The sequence below is a fragment of the bacterium genome (assembly GCA_013360195.1).
In the GTDB taxonomy this organism is placed as follows: Bacteria; Electryoneota; RPQS01; order RPQS01; family RPQS01; genus JABWCQ01.
The window spans coordinates 139,019-157,729 of sequence record JABWCQ010000004.1; the positions used below are offsets into that span (position 1 = coordinate 139,019).

An 18,711-nucleotide genomic window follows, 5' to 3' on the forward strand; every position below is an offset into this window, starting at 1 on the left:
TTCGGCAAGTCAAGAAATGCGATCAATACTCAATATGCTTCCTCGGTGCTTGGTTCGCTATTTGAAATTGACAACGCTTGATGAATCGTATCTGGGCGAAATCCCCGCCTGGCAAGCAGCGCGACCAGTCGACGTCGCCTTGTCTCCGGTTCGAGACTATCATATTGCCGTGACTTACGTCGAATCAAGTCCTTTGCAAGATCCAGTTCCTGTTCGGCCGACAGCTGTTCATTGACTGCTTGATTTGCGACTGAGCCTGAAACCCCTCGCGTCACAAGATCTCTGACCAGCGCAGTTCTGCCTCTCGGATGAGACTCAACACGTGTTCTGACAAATCCCTCGGCGAACCTTCGATCGTCAAGCAGCTTCCTCTCAGTCAACTTCGCAATGGCTTCGTCGATTTGCTCGGCCACATACCCTTTTTCACGCAACTTACTTCGAAGTCTTCGAGTTGAATATGACCGAGACGCAAGCAACTTGACAGCATACGGCAGAACATCCTCTTTCGGTGTTATCTTCGTATCGCTTTTCATCGGCCCATCATGTTATCTGAATCGAAAAACACGCCAATTTGAACAAGATATGCCTTGGCTGGTCCAATGGTGTTGCGGCCATTCGGCTCATCAAGGCCCCAATGATAAGACAATTCTCCTACGACACCGATCCCGTTCTCTGATGCGTCTGACTTAAACCCAAGATGGACCGATGCAGTCGGAAAGTCACCATCAAAAGTATACTCGTACCCGTCAAAAAATCGATTTCGATACGCACCCTGTGCAAACGAATAACCAACACCCACTCCCGTATACAAATCCGGCTCAAGCGTCATTCGATATGAAGCTCGGCCGCCAATTTCGAGTTGAAAATAGTTCGTCCGCGTGTCATTCGTCGAGTTTCCGGTCAAATTATTCCAGAAGAGGAACGACGGTCCCCACGTGATGCTTCTGCGCACAGATTCAAATCTCACATGTGCAGTGTATCCGGAACCGCTTGTGAACAAACCGCCTCGTTCAACACCTGGGCCGGTCTCAGGCGTGCCTGAATTTGCATACCCCGTTGTCAGAGCTAAGTGGTATGCTCGCGCTCCGCTTGGCCAGCTTAAAATTGTCAGAGCGACCAGGAATAGACAAATGCTATGCCTTCTTGGATCGAGGTTTGGAATTTTCAGATTCTTGAGCTGGTTGCGGTTCAATTTCAGCAGTAACAAATCCCATTTCGCGGCGAACTTCGGACTCAATTGTTTTGAGCAAGTCAGGTTGCTCCTTCAACGCGGTAATCACTCTTTCCCGGCCTTGACCGAGACGTTCGTCCTTGAATGAGTACCACGTGCCGGATTTACTGACGATTTCCAGAGTAGCGGCCAAGTCGAGCATGTCGCCGACTTTCTCAATTCCCTGACCGTAAATAATGTCAAACTCCGCCTCTCGGAAGGGTGGAGCTACCTTATTCTTTACAACCTTTACCTTGGTTCGGTTCCCGACAATCGTCTCGCCGTCCTTGATTGACGCCATTCTTCGAATCTCCATCCGAATGGAGCTGTAGAACTTCAGCGCGTTACCTCCGGTCGTCGTCTCGGGATTTCCGAACATGACGCCTATTTTCATTCGAAGCTGATTGATGAAAATCAGTGAAGTTCGAGAACGCGCAACTACAGCGGTTAGCTTGCGCATGGCCTGGCTCATCAGACGCGCCTGTAAACCAGGAAGTGAATCGCCCATTTCTCCTTCAATTTCCGCCTTTGGAACCAGTGCCGCAACAGAGTCAACAACGATCACATCAAGCGCACCCGAACGAATCAGCATTTCAGCGATATCCAGTGCCTGTTCACCGGTATCCGGCTGCGAAACAAGTAAGTCGTCGATATCCACACCAAGCGCACGTGCATAGTTTGGATCCAGCGCATGCTCAGCGTCAATAATTGCAGCTTTTCCGCCTTTCTTCTGGGCTTCTGCGATTATCGTCAGCGCAAGTGTTGTTTTGCCTGATGACTCTGGTCCATACACTTCAATAACTCTGCCGCGCGGTACGCCACCGATGCCCAGTGCCGCATCGAGCGACAGTGAACCGGTGGATATCACGTCCATGCGCTGTGTGGGACCATTGTCCCCAAGCCGCATGATGGAGCCCTTGCCATACTGCTTGTCAATCTGCGCAAGCGTCAGATCAAGATTCTTTTGCTTTTCCGTATCAAGAGGTTTGCTCATAGTTCACCCGCTGGGATTAAATTTATACCGGCCTGCCCGTTTCGGCGTAAGTCTTCAGCCTTTCAAACCAGAGTTTGTATTGGGACAGCAGCGCCCCCATTATCACCTTTTCCAGCATCTTGTTCATAAAGCCCTTCATCTCGTAATCGATCGTGAAGTTAAGAGCGCAGCGCTTCTCTGCAAGTTCAATCAAACGAAAGATTACCTTGACATGCTCCGCTTTGTCATGGACACCGGCTGTTCCCCCTGTCACGGATTCGGCAAACATCTCATTCGGAACGTAATGAGTAATCGTTGTCTCGAGAGTGACATCTTTGCCGGCAAGATCCAAATTGAATATTCTCCGCGAATCCTTTGCAAAGGAACCGTTTGGTTCAATTCGCAAGTCACGAACGTTTGGCGCCCAGAATTCGACTTCCTTCGGCACCGTCAGCGCTGACCACACCTGTGACATCGGCGCTTCAATTTCTGTGGTGATAATTTGCTTAGGCACGAATATTCCCAGTCTCGTTTATTGCATATTATTTTTTAGTGGAAAACTTCGAAGCACATTGTACAACGGACCTTCCTGCCGCAAGACACTCTGCACAAGGCTGACTCGCTCGACGCTGTATGGCGCGCTCCTAAGGTCAAAGTTCAAGAACGCCTGCGTCATTCGTTCCTTGCCTATTGGTTCCTTTATCCTGGCAACCGTAAGATGCGGCACGAACTTCTTGTCATCAGGTTCAAACCCAAGGCGACTCATGCAGTCTTCAAGGCCTGAATGCAGCGTTTCGAGCGACCTTGACGATGTAAGTCCCGCCCAATATGCGCGAGGCCTTTGCTTGTTCGGAAAACAGCCTGTACCCTGAATCGCAATCTGGAACGGGGTCAGCGAGTCACAGATTTGGCCGATTTCACTCTCAACCTGCGGAACTAATTCACCCGGTGTTTCACCGAGAAATTTGAGCGTTAAATGGAGATTTTCCGGTTCCACCCACTTCACTCCACGTCCCAGCCATCCGATTTTCAATTGAGGTTCCCGCAGAATACTCTGCCATTCCTCAGGTAGCATTATGGCAATGAACAGTCTCACAGTTTAACCGGCTGACACAATTTGCCGATAGAGAAGATAAAGCGCATGATGCGCCGCCCTGGTTTTAACCAATTCTCTGCTTCTGCTGCCAACAAGAATCTTGCGAGCAATCGTCTCCTTGTTGCCGGATATGCCAATCCACACCGTGCCAACTGGCTTCTCCGCAGTTCCCCCGTCCGGTCCTGCAATCCCGGAAAGACTCACAGCCCAGTCGGCACCCGCATTCCGCAGCGCCCCTTCCGCCATTTCTCTGACTGTCTGCTCGGAAACTGCCCCATGCGTACTTAGTGTGTTCTCGCCAACACCAAGCAGAGCTTCCTTGGAATTGTTCGAATAAGTGACGTATCCTCGCGAGAACCACCTCGATGCACCCGGCGTGTCGGTAATCATAGAAGAGAGCAAACCGCCGGTACAGCTCTCAGCTGTGGTCAACCATTGTGCTCGATTTACAAGTATGTCCCCAATTACTTGTGCAAGGGTATCGCGACCGGTTGCGTATATATGATCTGCAACACGTTCACGGATAAAATGTTCCGCGAAGGCGATATCCGCCTCGGCTTCTAATTCATCAGTTGCTGTTGAAGTGAGTCGCAGGTCAAGTAGCCCCTGGTGCGGGAGATATGCTAATACAACGCGCCTTGACAGCAAATCGAGATTTCCAAGCTTTTCAAGCAGCTGCGATTCGCCAATTCCGGCAAGCCTAAGAGTCTTTGCAAAATACTTGGAAGTTGAGAACCGGCGCTCGATAATAGGTGCAATCTGCTCGTCAAACATTTTCTCCATTTCCGGCGGAACCCCCGGAACGGCAAAAATGAGTCGGCCTTTTCTCTCCAGAAATATCCCCGCTGCCGTGCCTAATGGATTGTCCAGGCGGATTGTTCCACCCAATACCAGAGTCTGGTTCATAGAATGAACTGGCACTTCGCGCCCCAGCTTGCGGAAAATTTCCTCAACATGTGATCTCTGTTCCGCAGACTCTGTCAAAGGCAACCCGAATAGCTGACCAATCGCATCGCGTGTCAGATCGTCCGGTGTTGGGCCAAGTCCGCCGGAGAGAATTATCACGTCCGCGCGATTCATGGCGAGACTGATAGCGGCTTGGATTTCAGATAAATCGTCTGCTACGCACGATGACCACTTGACCGGAATTCCGCACTCTGCTAATCGCTGCCCCAAAAAAGCGGCATTGCTGTTGACTGTTCTGCCAAGGAGCAGCTCGTCTCCGACGGTGATGAGTTCGCTTTTTGGTTTGCTTTCCATTAGAATGCAGTCAAGAGATTAGGCTGCCAATGATTCAAACCATACAGCACGAGTGCCGCATAGAGGCCGGCTAAGACATCATCCATCATGACACCCCAGCCTCGCGGCAATCTCTGCAGTTGATTCGCGCCAAGAATTTTGAAGATGTCAAAGAACCGGAACAGGAAGAACGCCGATGAGAATCCGATTATTGTGTGCGGAGCGGCCAAGAGAGCAATCCATTGACCGACGAGTTCATCAAAAACTACGGGATCAGGATCGTCTTTCTTTGGGTTCTTTCGCCGTACTGCCGCGAACTTGCCCGGCGGTGAAACCTCATAACTTTCGATGAACCGGTTGGACAACCAGACTCCGCTCAACGCGAGAATTGCCAGTCCGATTCCCATCCACGGTGAGAGAAGCGACGGAAAGAACCATAGCACAAAGCAGACCAGTGCGGATGCAATCGTCGCCGGTGCGATCGGCGAATATCCGGTCCACAGCACGGTTGTAACCATAATCTCAAGTCGCGTCATGTATCAGATCGGGCGACCTCGGTGCCGAATCTCTTTGAGCAGTTCCCGGTTTCCATGCAGGTATTCGACCAACGTAAAGACCGTGTAAACTGTGACACCCGCCAATATCCACCACACAATCCGTTCAAAGTAAGGCACCGGAGCGAGGCGCAGGTGAATCCAATGCAGGGTAAGTATAGTCAAGGAAACAGCTCCCTGCAGAATTCCTTTCCACTTTCCGCTTGTCCTTCTGCCCATTGCAGTACCCGTTAAGGCAGAAAACACCCGCAGGTAAGCCACAACCACATCACGATAAACAATTATGGCTACCATCCATGCGGCCGCAAAACCCATCACAAGAAATCCAATAAAATAGGAAATTCTCGCAATCGTATCGCTCATAGGGTCGAGAAGTTTTCCCACGTCCGATACCTGTTGCTTTGATCGGGCGGCGATGCCGTCGGCCACATCAGTTGCTTCAATGAGTACCGCAACGGCAAGTGCGAACTCGATTGAATACTTGAACTCGCCAAGATAGGCGATGAGAAAGAGCGGCCCCAACGCGAGTCGGGAGAGAGTCAGTTGATTGGCAAGATTGAATCCTGGAATCATGAATCAATTATCCAGTCTTGTCCGTTCTTCCATTGCACGGGCGAGTGTGACTTCATCAACATGCTCAAGCTCCGCGCCGATTGGCACGCCTCGCGCAAGTCTTGACGCGGCGATGTTTCTACTCTTGAACTCGCGAAGCAAATACAAAGATGTTGCATCGCCGTCCGCGGTCGGGCTCAATGCCAGCACAACTTCGCGAAACATCTCAGTCGACGTGCGCGCCCAAAGGTCTGTTATTCTAAGTGCATCCGGCCCGACTCCGTCCAATGGACTCAGCACTCCGCCAAGCACGTGATACACCCCTCGATACCCCGTGGCTCGCTCCAACCTTAAAATGTCTTGCGGTGATTCCACAATGCAAAGCAATCCCGCATCACGCTTGGGGTCCGAACAGATCGTGCATATCTCCAGTTCAGTCAGATTGCCGCATCGTCTGCATAAATGCAATTTCAGTTTCACTTGGATTATTGCATCTGCTAACGCGCGAGCTTCAGGCTCTGATTGTTTCAGAATGTGCATTGCCAAACGAAGGGCTGATTTCTTGCCGAGTCCCGGAAGCTTGGCGATTTGGTCAACAAGCCGTTCTAGTGTCGGCGACATCTGCGACATGCTATTTCCCTGGCTTATCCATCTTGGGGGTTATGTCTTCGCCGCCGAATTGCGACATCACACTTGAAAAGAGATCTCCGGGAGCTTTTGCGCCATTTGTGTCAGACTTCTTGGAGGAACCTGTGACTTCCTTCTCCTGCTGTGGTTCCACAGCCATCGCCGGACTGATTTTTACTGTTGCACCCGTCACCGACAAGACCGCCTTTTCGAGTGACGCGGAGTGTGTCTTCAGTGACTCCATATGAAACTTGCCTGGCAGCTTGGGTCTGACAGTCAGCGTCTGTCCTGACAGGGATACAATCTCCCAATCATTGTGTGCAAATGCCGAGGCCGCGCTGCTAATCTTTTCAAGTGCGTCACAGACCGCTGGCCAAGTCGCTCGAAGTTCTTCAAGGTCAAGCGGAGCCGTTCGGGTCTTCATCGATGTGGTCTGTGCCTGCTCGGAACCCGGCACTGATTTTGTCGCGGCAGCAGCCTGGGAAGACTTCTGCTCCAATGGTCGCTCGGATTGAACCGTCGATGGTCGAACGACTGCGGAGGTCGCGCTTGGGTTCGTTGCTTGTGTGATGGGCCTTTGTGCAGTTTGGGTCGCAACTTGACCTGACTTGAACTGCTCAAGCAGTTCCTTGATGGAAACTGCCCGATCAAGAGTGACCCATCTGAGCATCGAGACTTCGAAGCGAGTTCGCGGCGAGACTGACCACTTTATATCGTCTTCAAGAGTTGCCGCCAGCCGAATCAGGCGGAACAGATCTTCAACAGTTAAACTTCCAATGACAGTCTTCATCGCGGCACATTCATCCTGAGACCTTCCGGGTACCGGTAAGCCCTGCAGGACGAACACTGCATCCGTCCAATAACTTTGCAGCTCTCTTAACAAAAGGCTATAATCCGTACCTTGCCGTGCTAACAAGTCAAAGTACTGCGGCAAGGCGCTTATGTCCTGATTCGCGACGAGTATCGTCGCCTGTTCCAGCACAACTGATGAGAGTGTGCCTAAGATCTTTCTCGTCTCTTCAAGAGTAACTTTGTTTGCGCAAAAAGAAACGACTTGATCAAGTAATCCCTCTGCGTCCCGGAGCGAGCCGTCGGCAGCGTGGGCAATTTGGAACAATGCCTCTTCTTCGGCATTCCAACCTTCTGCGGCGGCAATCTTGCCTAAGTGCCGTGATATCTCTACTGGTGAAAGAGGGCGAAAATCAAACCTCTGAACTCTCGAACGCACGGTGCTTGGCACTTTATGTACGTCCGTAGTGGCGAGGATGAAAATCACGTGTGACGGCGGTTCTTCGAGTGTCTTCAAAAACGCGTTGAACGCCGGCGTTGTCAACATATGGACTTCGTCGATTATGAAGACCTTTTTCTGACCCGCGGCAGGCGCTAATCGCGCTGCTTCATTCACGCGCCGGATATCATCTACCTTATTGTATGACGCTCCATCGATTTCGACGACGTCAAGCTCACGATCTTCAAGCAGCGCCTTGCAGGTTTCGCACTCGTTGCAGGGCTCAACAGGGTTGAATTGATGAGCCTTTTCACAGTTTATTGCCCGCGCAAGAATCCTTGCTGTGGACGTCTTGCCCACACCACGAGGACCGGTAAACAGGAAGCCGTGCGCGAGGCGGCCTTGCGCAATGGCGTTCTGCAAAGTTCTGGTGATATGCTCTTGGCCGACGACATCAGCGAAACGCTGAGGTCTCCATCGACGGGCAAGGACTTGATAGCTCATGAAAAATCGGTGAGAAAACGGGATGCTTGATTTCGGTGGTCATCAATTGACGGGATGTGCACGCAAACAGGAAGTTAGCCCTTTTTTGCCGTAATGTCAACGGTTTGGACTGAGAATTTACACAAATGTTCACGCACAGTATTTTGATAAATATAAACTTACAACTTAACTGTCGCGTCATTCATGAATTTGCCTCCCGCTTGGGGCGGATTCACAAACCGCTGCAGCCAAATACGTCAACAGTCCGTAGAGTATGAATGTTGCCCCTATCATTTCGCAGGATTCCTCTACGATCACGGCAGACTCGAGAAACTCCGGCCCCAAGTCGCCTCCCCATAAAGGTGTCGTTTCGGCAGCCAGTACTACCATCCATGTGCCAAGGCCCGACATGAGCCAAACGCTTCCACGACGATACTCCCGGCGAAGCAGCAACAGCGCACGAACAAAAAACACGAGTGAAACGATGACTAACGGCGAAAGATAGATGACCCATGCGCCGCCGCCGCCGTGCGTCCATACCTCGCCGGTCCTGATTGTATGAATAGCTGCTGCAGTCCGTTCATGGAACATGGCCGTTTCCGACATAGAGATACAAAGAAGCAATATACCCAATACTTGAATTGACCACTTTGAACTTATTCCGGCGCGCACTATTGACCAACAAAGAAAGGCGCCACCCAACAACTTTGCGCTGCTGTACCAAGTCGTAAAATTGCTTTCAAGCGCGAGACTGAAAAAGTGATCTACTCCGATGTTTCCTGTCGGAAAGATGTTAAGTGCCGTGATGAAAAGGTCAATCCCAATCAGAACTCCGACAATTACAGAGGACTCACTCTTTGTCATTGATTTCCCAAGTTTCGTGTCAACGCAAGAATCTAATCTTAGTTACCCACATCTCCTTGTAAAGGCAGGTATAATAACTACTTTCCGAGATACTATACTTACCATAAGAGTCAAGCGAAACATAGCACATTTCTCACGTAATATTCAATGAATTCTGCACTGAAACTACAACTCTTTCTGTCACTTCAAGACTAAACAACGTAAATTCTGTCAGTCAGAATGCCCGAAATATGTGCGGCGAGAAAAAAGACTCGGCAGGTAAAGCCAGGCTTTCCGCTCACAAAGATGAACCACTTACCGTTGCTACCTTCCGGTCCTGGCGGGTTTGGGCGGCCACCTCTCGAACGGGGCCCGGCGTTATCTGCCGAGAATAAGGGGAAACAAAACCAGAGTGGAGCAGAGCGGGATCGAACCGCCGACCCCCACGTTGCGAACGTGGTGCTCTCCCAGCTGAGCTACTGCCCCGAAAGACGGGCAATATACGGAGCAAGTCTTGCATTGTCAAGCGAAAACTCTCCGACAGGCGCACAGAATAACCGGCATTCTCACGACCAAGAAGATTCTTAGATGTATGATAACAATATGTTACATGAGGGAAACCAGACGATGACGACTTATATGAAATGTGTTTTACTTCCCGGAGTGATTGTAATTGCTGCGGCAATGTTGCTATCTGGCTCACCAGCGTGGTCAATGAACCCGGCTGAGGCCGATATCACAATGCCCAACCGCGGACCGGTCGCACTTGATGATGATTGCGGCGATTGTATGATTGACTACACAGGTTTGCGTTGGTCAGGCACCGGCGGCCAGGGGGGTAGGGGCGTGATTTACTGGCCCGGAGGCTCAACGGGAAACAACTACGGTCAAATGTGTTTCGCAAGTACTTGCGAATTTGCCGATCCTCTCTATGCTTGGTGCGTTGACCTTTACCACCCGGTTGAGACGTCAAACTACGGAATCGACATTTTTCCCGCGGTCGTTACCGATGACTCTTGCCGGAAGACCCAGCTCACTGCAATGGCCTATCTCATGGCCTGGAATTTCCCGACTTCCACCTTCGAAGATGATGCCCTTCAGATCGCTCTTTGGAAACTTTCGAGCATTCGGGATGGCGGGGACAATGACGGCTTGCCGCACTTCTGTTTTGACACTGGTCGCGGTTATCCCGCCTTCAACGACACTCCGGTCTATCCTTTCGTAAACACGGTTTATGGATCAAATGTCCCGCGGAACGATTGGGCCAACTCAAGAGTCCTGGAGGCCATCGGAAAAAACGTCATGCTTCCTGGTGACTCGCTTACCGACACTTGCGAAGGACCGTTTATCGAAGGTGATACCGCGACCGTGACTTTGACATTCTGTGTAGATCGCGGTGAGTTAGCTGGTCTGGTCAATGACACATGTTCCGAGAACATCAAGTTGAATCTGCTGGTTCAAATCGGTGCAAATGATCCCGAACTCATGACGGTTTACACCGATGCAAACGGCTGCATAACAATCGACGTCAGGCAGCCGGTTGAGAATCCGCAGCCGGTTTATGTGCGACTTTGCACAAAGTCGTCTTGGCCAGTCGGCTTGACTGGTTGTGACGAAGCGACATTTGACGAGAATCAGTGGCTTGTGCTTTCTCTTGATCCGGTTGAAATCTGCTTCCCGTTCGAGTTCCCCGGCGACAAGTGGCTGTCTGTCGAACTGGCGTCCTTTGACGCGTACACGACAATAGACGGCGTGGATCTTCAGTGGAGTACAGCGTCCGAGTCCAATGCCGAGCGCTGGGAAGTTGAGCGTTGTCTGACTGGTTCAGACCAGTTTGAGCTGATTGCCCAAATCCCTGCCCAGAACAGTGCCACCGGGGCAACTTACCAATTCGCAGATCGCAACGGCGTGGCCGGATCGACATATGACTACCGGCTGATTGACATCGATGTCAATGGCACGAGAACCGTTCACCAGAGTATCGCCTCTGCGAGGTTCGGATCGGTATCCGGAGCAGTCTTGGAGTACAGCCTTGCTGATGCATACCCCAATCCGTTCAATCCGACCACCTCGATTTCGTTCAGCGTTCCTGAGGCAAGTCTGGTCCAATTGCGGATCTATGATCTGTCGGGGCGCGAGGTGGCGAGCCTTGTCAATGGTATGGTTTCAGCCGGCCAGCATAGTATTGAATGGAATGCCGAAAACCTCCCGTCGGGAACCTATTTCTACAGTCTTAACGCCGGTAACTTCACTTCCACAAAGAAGCTGATGCTGCTTAAGTAGTCCGAAAGACAATGAGATTGCAGGGCCCCGTCAATCGTGATGGGGCCTTTGCCTTTTGCGACCTTGCAATTATGGTGAATAAAGCATATTTTCGTGTTATGCATTCCAGCAAGCCCATTATGACCATGATACTTCTGCGCGTACTGTATCTGCTCGTGGCATCTGCCGTCATCGCCCAAGAATCACCGAAAGCACCGCCAAATTTGCTTTTTGACGGTGCAAATGCTGTCGTCAAGTACGACTGCACGAGTGTCTTCGTCAATCCAGACGGAACCGGCGAGACCTTAAGACGATACCGGGTTGCACTTCTGTCCGACCGCGCGGTCCGACAGTATGCCCAGGACGAAACGGTGTATAATCTCGGCTATGACACAGTTGAAGTCATCGCGGCTCGAGTTCACCTCCCGGACGGTCAGATAATCAATGTAGAGACTTCTGCAATCAAGGATGTCCCGCTTCCTGCCTACGGGAAGTTCTACCTTCAGAACGTGCGAGAGAAGATCATCACTTTTCCCGCTCTGGAAAAAGGCGCGGAAATTGAGATTGTTTATAAGGAAGTTACGCGTGAACCCCCAATTGACGGCCATTTCAATCTATCTGAATATTTCGAGCATACCGACCCTCTTCAACAGAAATTCGTCGAGATTTCCATTCCAGACTCAATGAAGCTCAATTGGAAAGTCCGCGGTGAGGGCGTCTCTCACGTGAAGGTTGATCGAAACGGCCGCTCTATTCACACCTGGACGATACAAGATGTACAGCAGGTCGTACCCGAGCCGGGAATGCCGCCTTTCCCGGAAGTTGCACGTCAGCTGTTGGTAACCACAATACCGGATTGGAAAACCTGGTCTCGGTGGTATCACGAGCTTGCGGAACCCGAGATGATCGCGGACTCCAGCATTCGGGCGGAAGTGAAGGCCCTTACGAAGGGAAAGAGTCGTGACGCCGCGATTAAGGCAATATTCCAGTTTGTATCGAATCATATTCGTTATGTAGATACGGCACTGAGCGGCAGAAAAGCAGGTTACAAGCCCGAATCGGCCGCCGTTACGTACAGAAACAAGTATGGAGTGTGCCGCGACAAAGCCGCGCTAATGGTTACCATGCTTCGAGAAGCTGGAATTGAGTCGAACATAGTCTTAATGAACCCGACATGGAAGATTGATGGCGATGTTCCGGCTGATCAATTCAATCACGCTATTGTATCTGTGACCGAAGGTGACAGTCTATTCTATCTTGATCCCACGGTTGAAAAGACAACAGAGTACCTTGCAGCAAACGAGCAGGACAGGGCGGTGCTGGTGTGCACACAGTCTGGCGAAGACCTTGACTGGACGCCCGTGGAAGATCCGTCGAAGAACTTGTATCAGGTCTCGGCGGCAACGACAATAATGGATAATGGGGGCATGTTTTCGGAGGTGACAATTGAGTCTCACGGTATTCCCGACTTGGCTCTCCGAAACTACCTTCAATCGATATCTCCTCAGGAGCGGGATATCATGTTTCAGGGCTTTGTACAGGGCTTGGCCCCGACCGCCCGGTTGGATGGACTGAAAATCTCTGAACTCACGAATCTTGATACGCCGCTGCATATTGTGCTGCAGGTTAGTGCTGAAGAGTATGCAATTAAGGCCGGACCATATTGGCTGTTGAATTCGATTGCGCAAGGACGCAAGCTTGATTTCCTGTCTGGTTGGTTGATGGGTGGCTCAGAATTGACCCAGCGCAGGTATCCACTGAGACTTGAATCCACTTTTGCCGTTCAAATGCGTGAAACGGTTGAGTTCCCGAAGGGATTCAAAGTTCGGAGTTTGCCCGAAAGCATTGATCTTTCGGATAAGGAATTCAGGCTTTCTCGGAATTGCACAGATCAGGGTCGCAAAGTCACAATCAAGCAATCGTTGGAACTGAGGGCGCTGGATATACCGTTGTCGCGGTATCCAAACCTGTTGGAAATGGTAAACCAACTTGAGGCCCTTGAACGCGGAAAAATCGTTCTAACGGCCAAATCTTAGATTGTTTTTCTGGGCGGGATTCTTGCTGTCTGTAACGGGCATGGACATTCAAAACACGCAAGACAGAACGTTGCAGACCCGCGAGCAGGACGAAATCAAGAACCGCCGGATTCTATGGTGGTTTCTTGCAATCGTTGGAACAGTCATAGGAACAATCGTACCTTTCATGCTCACAGACCAGGCTGGAACTATTGCATGGTCTCTGGGCATCGTCGCCAGCGGAGTGATACTTGGTCTTTTGGACTCCCGGCACCCTTGGATATTCCCCGCTCTCCTCGCGTCAGGCTACACGTTGGCTGGCTCTTTACTTGGCGGTATTGAGACGGTCTCAGATATTCTTCTCCGGCTCCAACTTGGCGCGACACTGGCAATTCCCGCGGCTATCGGCTCGTATGCCGGTGCGGTGGGGAGAAAGCTCCTTCGTGGCAGATTGCGAGTTAGCGGGCCGGAAACACCGCGAATTGCACGACTTCTTGCATTAACCGTCGGTTCCATTTCATCGATCATCTTCATTAAGCTGCCGGGACAAGATGGTATTCTGTATTCCTCTGCCTTGCTTCTCGTTTCGGCAATCGTACTTGGCTACTTGTACAGCGACCGGTTGTGGCGATGGGTAATCCTCTTGGGTTACGGAATTCCCCTTGCAGCTTTGCTTCGCACTATTCTTGAGCTCTACTACTACCCTGAAGCAAACGGTCTCTTCCCGATTGAGTTGTCACTCGCAATGGCCATCGCTGTGTTGCCCACACTTGTTGGTACGATGGCCGGGCGCGCACTGCATCAGTACCGCCTCCGCACTTACTAACTTCTTATTCTCAAAATACGTTTGGACCTGAGTATGTCAAGGCAGTTTGCTCTTGTCGTTTTTCTGTTGCTCACCGCTCACAATTCCTATTCGATATCTGTTCCCGAATGGCTGGAGACATTGGCATCATCGTCCATCAGTTCAGAGGACTATCCGGATGCCTCGGTAGTGGTACTGCTGGATCATCGAATTCTTGAAATCGATTCGGCCGGCGCTGCGCAAGGATTTGTGGAACAGTGTATAAAGCTCGTTGACGATCGCGCGAAGGACGAACAGGGTGATCGTTCTATCCGGTTTGATGCCGACCGCGACACCGTGATTTTCGAAGCCGTCTACACTCGTCAGGCGGATGGCACGTGGATTGAACCTGAACAGGACGCCTTCACGATTACGAGCGCTCCTGAAGTACAATGGGCAAGCGCTTACTCGCAGTTGAAGCAGCAGAATGTCAGCTTTCCCGGTCTCGCTGTCGGTGCCGTTATCTACTGGAAGTACAAAGTCGTGCCAAAGCCTGGCCGCGACCCATGGCAAGATGATTTCCACAGCGGAATCGTGACCTTTGGCGGTTTCGAACCTGTAATCAGTCAAATATTCGAGATCAACTGCGATACTTCACATGTCATCTCTTACGAGATGCAAAACTCCGGATATCTTCCGGTTACGACGATTGACTCAGGCCGACGCAGGATTCGCTGGGAATTCAAAGCTCTGGAGCAGCTGAAGTCAGAACCGAATATGGTTTCGTCGGCACACCTTGTACCCCGGTTAGTATATACGTCCTTCAGGGATTGGAGCGAGCTCGGATTGTACGTTGGCGAGAAGTTCTGGAAGTCGGTGGAAAAATCGCGCTTTGCCGGTCTCGAGTTTTCGCAATTGACGAACTATGCCGGCTTGAGTCCCAAACCATTGGCACAAAATATCGCGTTCTGGGTTCAGCAAAACATCAGAACTGTCCCGCTTGCCCTGGGTGTCGTCGGGTATCAGCCAAGTGACGCGGATAAAGTCTGGGCAAATCGCTACGGAGACGTGCGCGACAAATTGACGTTGTTGTCGGCACTACTCGGCCAATACGGTATCGAGTCATATCCCGTGCTGATGCAATCGAGCAACGCACCATTCAGTTCACTTCCGGTTCTCGATCAGTTTAATCATATGATCCTCGCTGTTCCGTTTCAGGAAGATACAGTATTCTTTGACCCGATTCCCCGTTTCTCGGCACCCTACGAAATCGGCTACAACCGGACTCAAGGTATGTCTTGTCAGTTGATTCATGGGGCTCCTATCATTGAACCGGCGAAAGAGCTGGTACATATCGAACGGCGGGCAAGTACAAGGATGTCAGTTACACTGGATACCACCGGTACGCTGAACGGCAGGGCGGATGCCGAAGCTGTGGCCGACTACGCCAATATCGCCCGCAGTACGTTTAGTGACCAGAAGCAGCTTGAGAAAGAAATCTACTTTCAGCACGCCGCCTCACGCATTGGACAGGGATGTGAAGTCATCCAAACTGACATTTCCGACCCCGGCCTACTCACGCAGCCCATCCACGTGAGCTTGGACTTCTCATGTGAAGGATTTGCTGTCAAGCAAGGTGACCTAATGCTCGTAGACTTGCCGGTAACTCCGTTTACATTCACCGTGTCAGGATTCTATCCGTCGCTGCCGGAGGTCACCTATCCAGTGGAACTTCCGATTGAAGGACTAACTGAAACCACTGTCGTAATGACTCTACCGAAAGGTTATTCCGTTTCCTACCTGCCATCAGCAGTTCTAGTGGACAATCCGTATCTTGAACTCGGTCTGGTCCCCAAAAAGCTCGAAGACAGAATTGAATGGACTCAACGTATCCGCTACAAAAGTGACATCGTTCCCGTAGACGAGTATGCGACAATTCGCAAATCCTTTGAAGAACTTGTCTCACCCAAGAACAGACTCTTGGTGTTAGAGCGAACTAAGTAGACCCCGTTACTTCGGTCACAAAAAATCCGGTTGACAAAGCCAAAAGTTTTCCGTAGTTTACCACACGATTAGACAGGATAAACGATTTCCGATACTTTTTGTAAGTATCTGAAATTAAGAGTTTTAGATTATTTTGATTGGACTAAATGGCTGATTGACGTAATCTCGGCAAACTTCGTGAAAATCGTAGCAAGCATCGGCCACCTCCCGCACTGTCAATGCCGGACGCCCTCCATAATAATAACCTTGTAGTTTTCTTAGTTTTACTTGCCGCTGTCGCGGCGGTCGTTGGGCTGTTCGTGTGGCTGACTGTGGCTTTCGGACCGAAACGTCCGAACGAAACTAAGAATGCGCCTTTTGAATCGGGCTGGCTTTCCAAGACCGATGCCACCCAACCGTTCCCCATTAAGTACTACCTCGTGGCCATCTTATTTGTCGTTTTCGACATCGAGGTGGCCTTTTTGTATCCCTGGGCGGTCAGCTTCAGGGAGAATGGTATGGTGGCCTTTATCTCAATGAATGTATTCTTGGCCATTCTCGGTGTCGGCCTCTACTATGCAGTGAAAAAGCGCGTGCTGGAGTGGAAATAGGATGAGCGAACTGATTCAAAGCCCCATGATGGATATGTCGCGTTCGTTGTCTGGAAACGTGATGACAACGAAGTTCGACAAATTGCTGGGTTGGGCGCGAAAGTATTCGCTATTCCAATATCCGTTCGTGACGGCGTGCTGCGGCATGGAATTCATGTCCACTGCCTGTTCGCATTACGACATTGACCGATTCGGCGCAGCATTTCCTCGCTTCTCGCCTCGTCAGGCGGATGTCATTTGGGTCGTCGGGACCATCAGTCACAAGATTGCGCCGATCCTTCGCACTGTGTATGATCAGACAGCTGACCCCAAGTGGGTGGTGAGTTTTGGTGCTTGCGCGAGCTGTGGCGGGCCGTATGACAACTATGCCACTGTGCAAGGGATTGACACGATTGTGCCGGTGGACGTGTACATCGCCGGCTGCCCGCCACGTCCCGAAGCCGTGCTCGACGGCTTGCTCAAACTGCAGGACCTGATTCAGAATCAGAAGCACGAGTGGAAATGAGTAAATTCCCCGAACATATTGCGATTGAAAAAACTCACCCGACCGCCGTGCTCGACTGGCACGACCGATTTGGTGACCGCACGTTGATCGTCGAGAGCAAGCAGATAGTCGAAATCATTACACTGCTGCGCGACTCCTTCGGCTACGATATGCTCGTGGACCTGACTGCCGTGGATTATCATCCGCGCCGCCCGCGCTTTGAAGTTGTCTATCACCTGTTAAACGTGGACGGCCATGCTCGCTTGCGGGTCAAGGTGCAGCTCGAAGAATCTCACCCCCATATTGCCAGCATAGTTCAGCTTTATCCCATCGCTGACTGGCTTGAACGCGAAGTCTGGGACATGTTCGGGATCAAGTTTGAAGGTCATTCCAACATGAAGCGGCTTCTTCTCTATGAAGAGTTTCAAGGTCATCCTCTTCGCAAGGACTATCCGAAGACCAAACGCCAGCCGTTGATTGGTCCACAGAATTAATCGCGTTCATGCCGCATACCGAAACACTACCAACTCTTGAGACGGCCGTTCCTATAAACGAGCCTGAGTTTCAGCAGAAAGAGATGCTGCTGAATATCGGTCCTGCGCATCCGGCCATGCACGGGATTATCCGGATTCAGACAAAGCTTGAAGGCGAGTTGATTATCGAGTCTGATGTGGAAATCGGATATCTGCATCGCGCCTTTGAAAAGTCTTGCGAAGAAAGTACGTGGAATCAGGCGATTATTTACACTGACCGCTTGAATTACGTATCCGCGGCAATCAACAACATCGGCTATTGCATGGCCGTTGAAAAGTTGCTGGGAGTGGAGCTGCCGCCGCGCGGTCAATATATTCGCACCTTGCTTTCCGAAATTTCGCGCATCGGCGACCACCTGACCTGTGTTGGCGCGTCTGCAATGGAACTGGGTGGATTCACCGTGTTCCTCTATATGATCAAGGGACGTGAGTATCTGTGGGAACTTATTGAAGAGTATTGCGGTGCCCGCGTGACCACAATGGCGTCCCGTGTAGGCGGCATGCCTTACGACTTGCCAGAAGGATGGCTTGACAAATGCCTCTGGGTCGTCAAAGAGATTCGGGAAATTCTCCGCGAGTGCGATATTCTCTTGACCAACAATCGCATCTTTATCGAAAGAATGGAGAATGTCGGCGTCATGCCAGCTGACCGTGCAATTGCTTGGGGCTGGACGGGACCATGTCTGCGCGGCAGCGGTGTTGCCTACGATGTGCGCAAGGACTTTCCGTACCTGGTTTACGATCAGTTGGATTGGGAAGTGCCGGTCGGACGCAAGGGCGACAATCTTGATCGCTATCTTGTGCGCATGGCCGAGATGGAGCAGAGCTGTAGGATTATTGAACAGTGCGTGGCCAAGATTCCCGGTGGTCCAATAAACTGCGAAAACAAGCGCATCGTTCTTCCGGACAAGAAGGACACTTATGGCAACATCGAAGGCTTGATGAATCACTTCAAGCTGATCATGTACGGACATGGTATACGAGTCCCGGAAGGCGAGGTGTATTTCCCCGTCGAAGGCGGCAACGGTGAGTTGGGTTACTATATAGTGAGTCACCCCGATGAGCATTCCAGGGACGGATGCAATGACCGCGCATGGCGAGTGCGTTGCCGGCCTCCATGTTTCCCGATGGTTGCGGGACTGACTGAGATTATTAACAATTATATGATTGCCGATATTGTACCGACATTCGGTTCGGTCAATATGATAGGCGGCGAGTTGGACAGATAAAGCAC

The 18,711-nt window shown here is 51.1% G+C and carries 19 protein-coding genes, 1 tRNA gene and 1 other RNA gene; 8 read left to right on the plus strand and 13 right to left on the minus strand.

Annotated elements, in window-relative coordinates:
• Nucleotides 1-29 precede the first annotated feature (29 nt).
• From HUU59_04940 to HUU59_05000, 13 genes are all read right to left on the minus strand, one after another.
• On the minus strand, nucleotides 30-533 hold the full coding sequence (locus tag HUU59_04940; protein NUO18775.1) for a regulatory protein RecX: 504 nt from the start codon (nucleotides 531-533) through the stop codon (nucleotides 30-32).
• Nucleotides 530-952, minus strand: coding sequence for a hypothetical protein (locus tag HUU59_04945; GenBank protein ID NUO18776.1), 423 nt, complete (start codon nucleotides 950-952; stop codon nucleotides 530-532). Before HUU59_04945 ends, HUU59_04940 begins: the two co-directional genes overlap by 4 nt.
• A 181-nt stretch (nucleotides 953-1,133) precedes the next feature.
• On the minus strand, nucleotides 1,134-2,204 hold the full coding sequence (recA, locus tag HUU59_04950; GenBank protein ID NUO18777.1) for a recombinase RecA: 1,071 nt from the start codon (nucleotides 2,202-2,204) through the stop codon (nucleotides 1,134-1,136).
• A 22-nt stretch (nucleotides 2,205-2,226) separates the two neighbouring features.
• Complete coding sequence (locus HUU59_04955; GenBank protein ID NUO18778.1) at nucleotides 2,227-2,697, minus strand: SRPBCC family protein; 471 nt, start codon at nucleotides 2,695-2,697, stop codon at nucleotides 2,227-2,229.
• Between the two features lie 18 nt (nucleotides 2,698-2,715).
• Nucleotides 2,716-3,279, minus strand: coding sequence for an RNA 2',3'-cyclic phosphodiesterase (gene thpR, locus HUU59_04960; GenBank protein NUO18779.1), 564 nt, complete (start codon nucleotides 3,277-3,279; stop codon nucleotides 2,716-2,718).
• 3 nt (nucleotides 3,280-3,282) lie between these two features.
• Nucleotides 3,283-4,539: a competence/damage-inducible protein A gene (locus HUU59_04965; protein ID NUO18780.1), complete on the minus strand. Its 1,257-nt coding sequence runs from the start codon at nucleotides 4,537-4,539 to the stop codon at nucleotides 3,283-3,285.
• A complete protein-coding gene (locus tag HUU59_04970) occupies nucleotides 4,539-5,054 on the minus strand; it encodes a phosphatidylglycerophosphatase A (protein NUO18781.1) in 516 nt (171 codons plus the stop codon). The genes HUU59_04965 and HUU59_04970 overlap by 1 nt, the downstream gene beginning before the upstream one ends.
• 3 nt (nucleotides 5,055-5,057) lie before the next feature.
• Nucleotides 5,058-5,645, minus strand: coding sequence for a CDP-alcohol phosphatidyltransferase family protein (locus HUU59_04975; GenBank protein ID NUO18782.1), 588 nt, complete (start codon nucleotides 5,643-5,645; stop codon nucleotides 5,058-5,060).
• A 3-nt stretch (nucleotides 5,646-5,648) separates the two neighbouring features.
• Nucleotides 5,649-6,254: a recombination protein RecR gene (recR, locus tag HUU59_04980; protein NUO18783.1), complete on the minus strand. Its 606-nt coding sequence runs from the start codon at nucleotides 6,252-6,254 to the stop codon at nucleotides 5,649-5,651.
• A 1-nt stretch (nucleotide 6,255) separates the two neighbouring features.
• On the minus strand, nucleotides 6,256-7,983 hold the full coding sequence (dnaX, locus tag HUU59_04985; GenBank protein ID NUO18784.1) for a DNA polymerase III subunit gamma/tau: 1,728 nt from the start codon (nucleotides 7,981-7,983) through the stop codon (nucleotides 6,256-6,258).
• Between the two features lie 177 nt (nucleotides 7,984-8,160).
• Complete coding sequence (locus tag HUU59_04990) at nucleotides 8,161-8,826, minus strand: hypothetical protein (protein NUO18785.1); 666 nt, start codon at nucleotides 8,824-8,826, stop codon at nucleotides 8,161-8,163.
• A gap of 259 nt (nucleotides 8,827-9,085) precedes the next feature.
• Nucleotides 9,086-9,183, minus strand: an RNA gene (gene ffs / locus HUU59_04995) — signal recognition particle sRNA small type.
• A 35-nt stretch (nucleotides 9,184-9,218) separates the two neighbouring features.
• Nucleotides 9,219-9,291, minus strand: a tRNA-Ala gene (locus HUU59_05000).
• 141 nt (nucleotides 9,292-9,432) lie between these two features.
• Here HUU59_05000 and HUU59_05005 point away from each other — a divergent pair.
• The 8 genes from HUU59_05005 to HUU59_05040 all read left to right on the plus strand — a co-directional run bounded on the left by HUU59_05005 (nucleotide 9,433) and on the right by HUU59_05040 (nucleotide 18,706).
• On the plus strand, nucleotides 9,433-11,088 hold the full coding sequence (locus HUU59_05005) for a T9SS type A sorting domain-containing protein (protein NUO18786.1): 1,656 nt from the start codon (nucleotides 9,433-9,435) through the stop codon (nucleotides 11,086-11,088).
• 119 nt (nucleotides 11,089-11,207) lie between these two features.
• Complete coding sequence (locus tag HUU59_05010; protein NUO18787.1) at nucleotides 11,208-13,103, plus strand: DUF3857 domain-containing protein; 1,896 nt, start codon at nucleotides 11,208-11,210, stop codon at nucleotides 13,101-13,103.
• A 22-nt stretch (nucleotides 13,104-13,125) separates the two neighbouring features.
• The gene (locus HUU59_05015; protein NUO18788.1) at nucleotides 13,126-13,908 is read left to right on the plus strand and encodes a hypothetical protein; all 783 of its coding nucleotides are present in this window, start codon (nucleotides 13,126-13,128) and stop codon (nucleotides 13,906-13,908) included.
• 33 nt (nucleotides 13,909-13,941) lie between these two features.
• Nucleotides 13,942-15,870, plus strand: coding sequence for a DUF3857 domain-containing protein (locus HUU59_05020; protein NUO18789.1), 1,929 nt, complete (start codon nucleotides 13,942-13,944; stop codon nucleotides 15,868-15,870).
• A gap of 218 nt (nucleotides 15,871-16,088) precedes the next feature.
• Nucleotides 16,089-16,460 carry an NADH-quinone oxidoreductase subunit A gene (locus HUU59_05025; GenBank protein ID NUO18790.1) on the plus strand — a complete coding sequence of 124 codons (372 nt, stop codon included), beginning with the start codon at nucleotides 16,089-16,091 and terminating at the stop codon, nucleotides 16,458-16,460.
• Between the two features lie 34 nt (nucleotides 16,461-16,494).
• Nucleotides 16,495-16,965 carry an NADH-quinone oxidoreductase subunit NuoB gene (gene nuoB / locus HUU59_05030; GenBank protein ID NUO18791.1) on the plus strand — a complete coding sequence of 157 codons (471 nt, stop codon included), beginning with the start codon at nucleotides 16,495-16,497 and terminating at the stop codon, nucleotides 16,963-16,965.
• The gene (locus HUU59_05035; protein ID NUO18792.1) at nucleotides 16,962-17,438 is read left to right on the plus strand and encodes an NADH-quinone oxidoreductase subunit C; all 477 of its coding nucleotides are present in this window, start codon (nucleotides 16,962-16,964) and stop codon (nucleotides 17,436-17,438) included. Before nuoB ends, HUU59_05035 begins: the two co-directional genes overlap by 4 nt.
• An 8-nt stretch (nucleotides 17,439-17,446) precedes the next feature.
• Entirely contained in the window at nucleotides 17,447-18,706 is a 1,260-nt protein-coding gene (locus tag HUU59_05040; protein NUO18793.1) for an NADH-quinone oxidoreductase subunit D, read from the plus strand.
• Nucleotides 18,707-18,711: the final 5 nt, after the last annotated feature.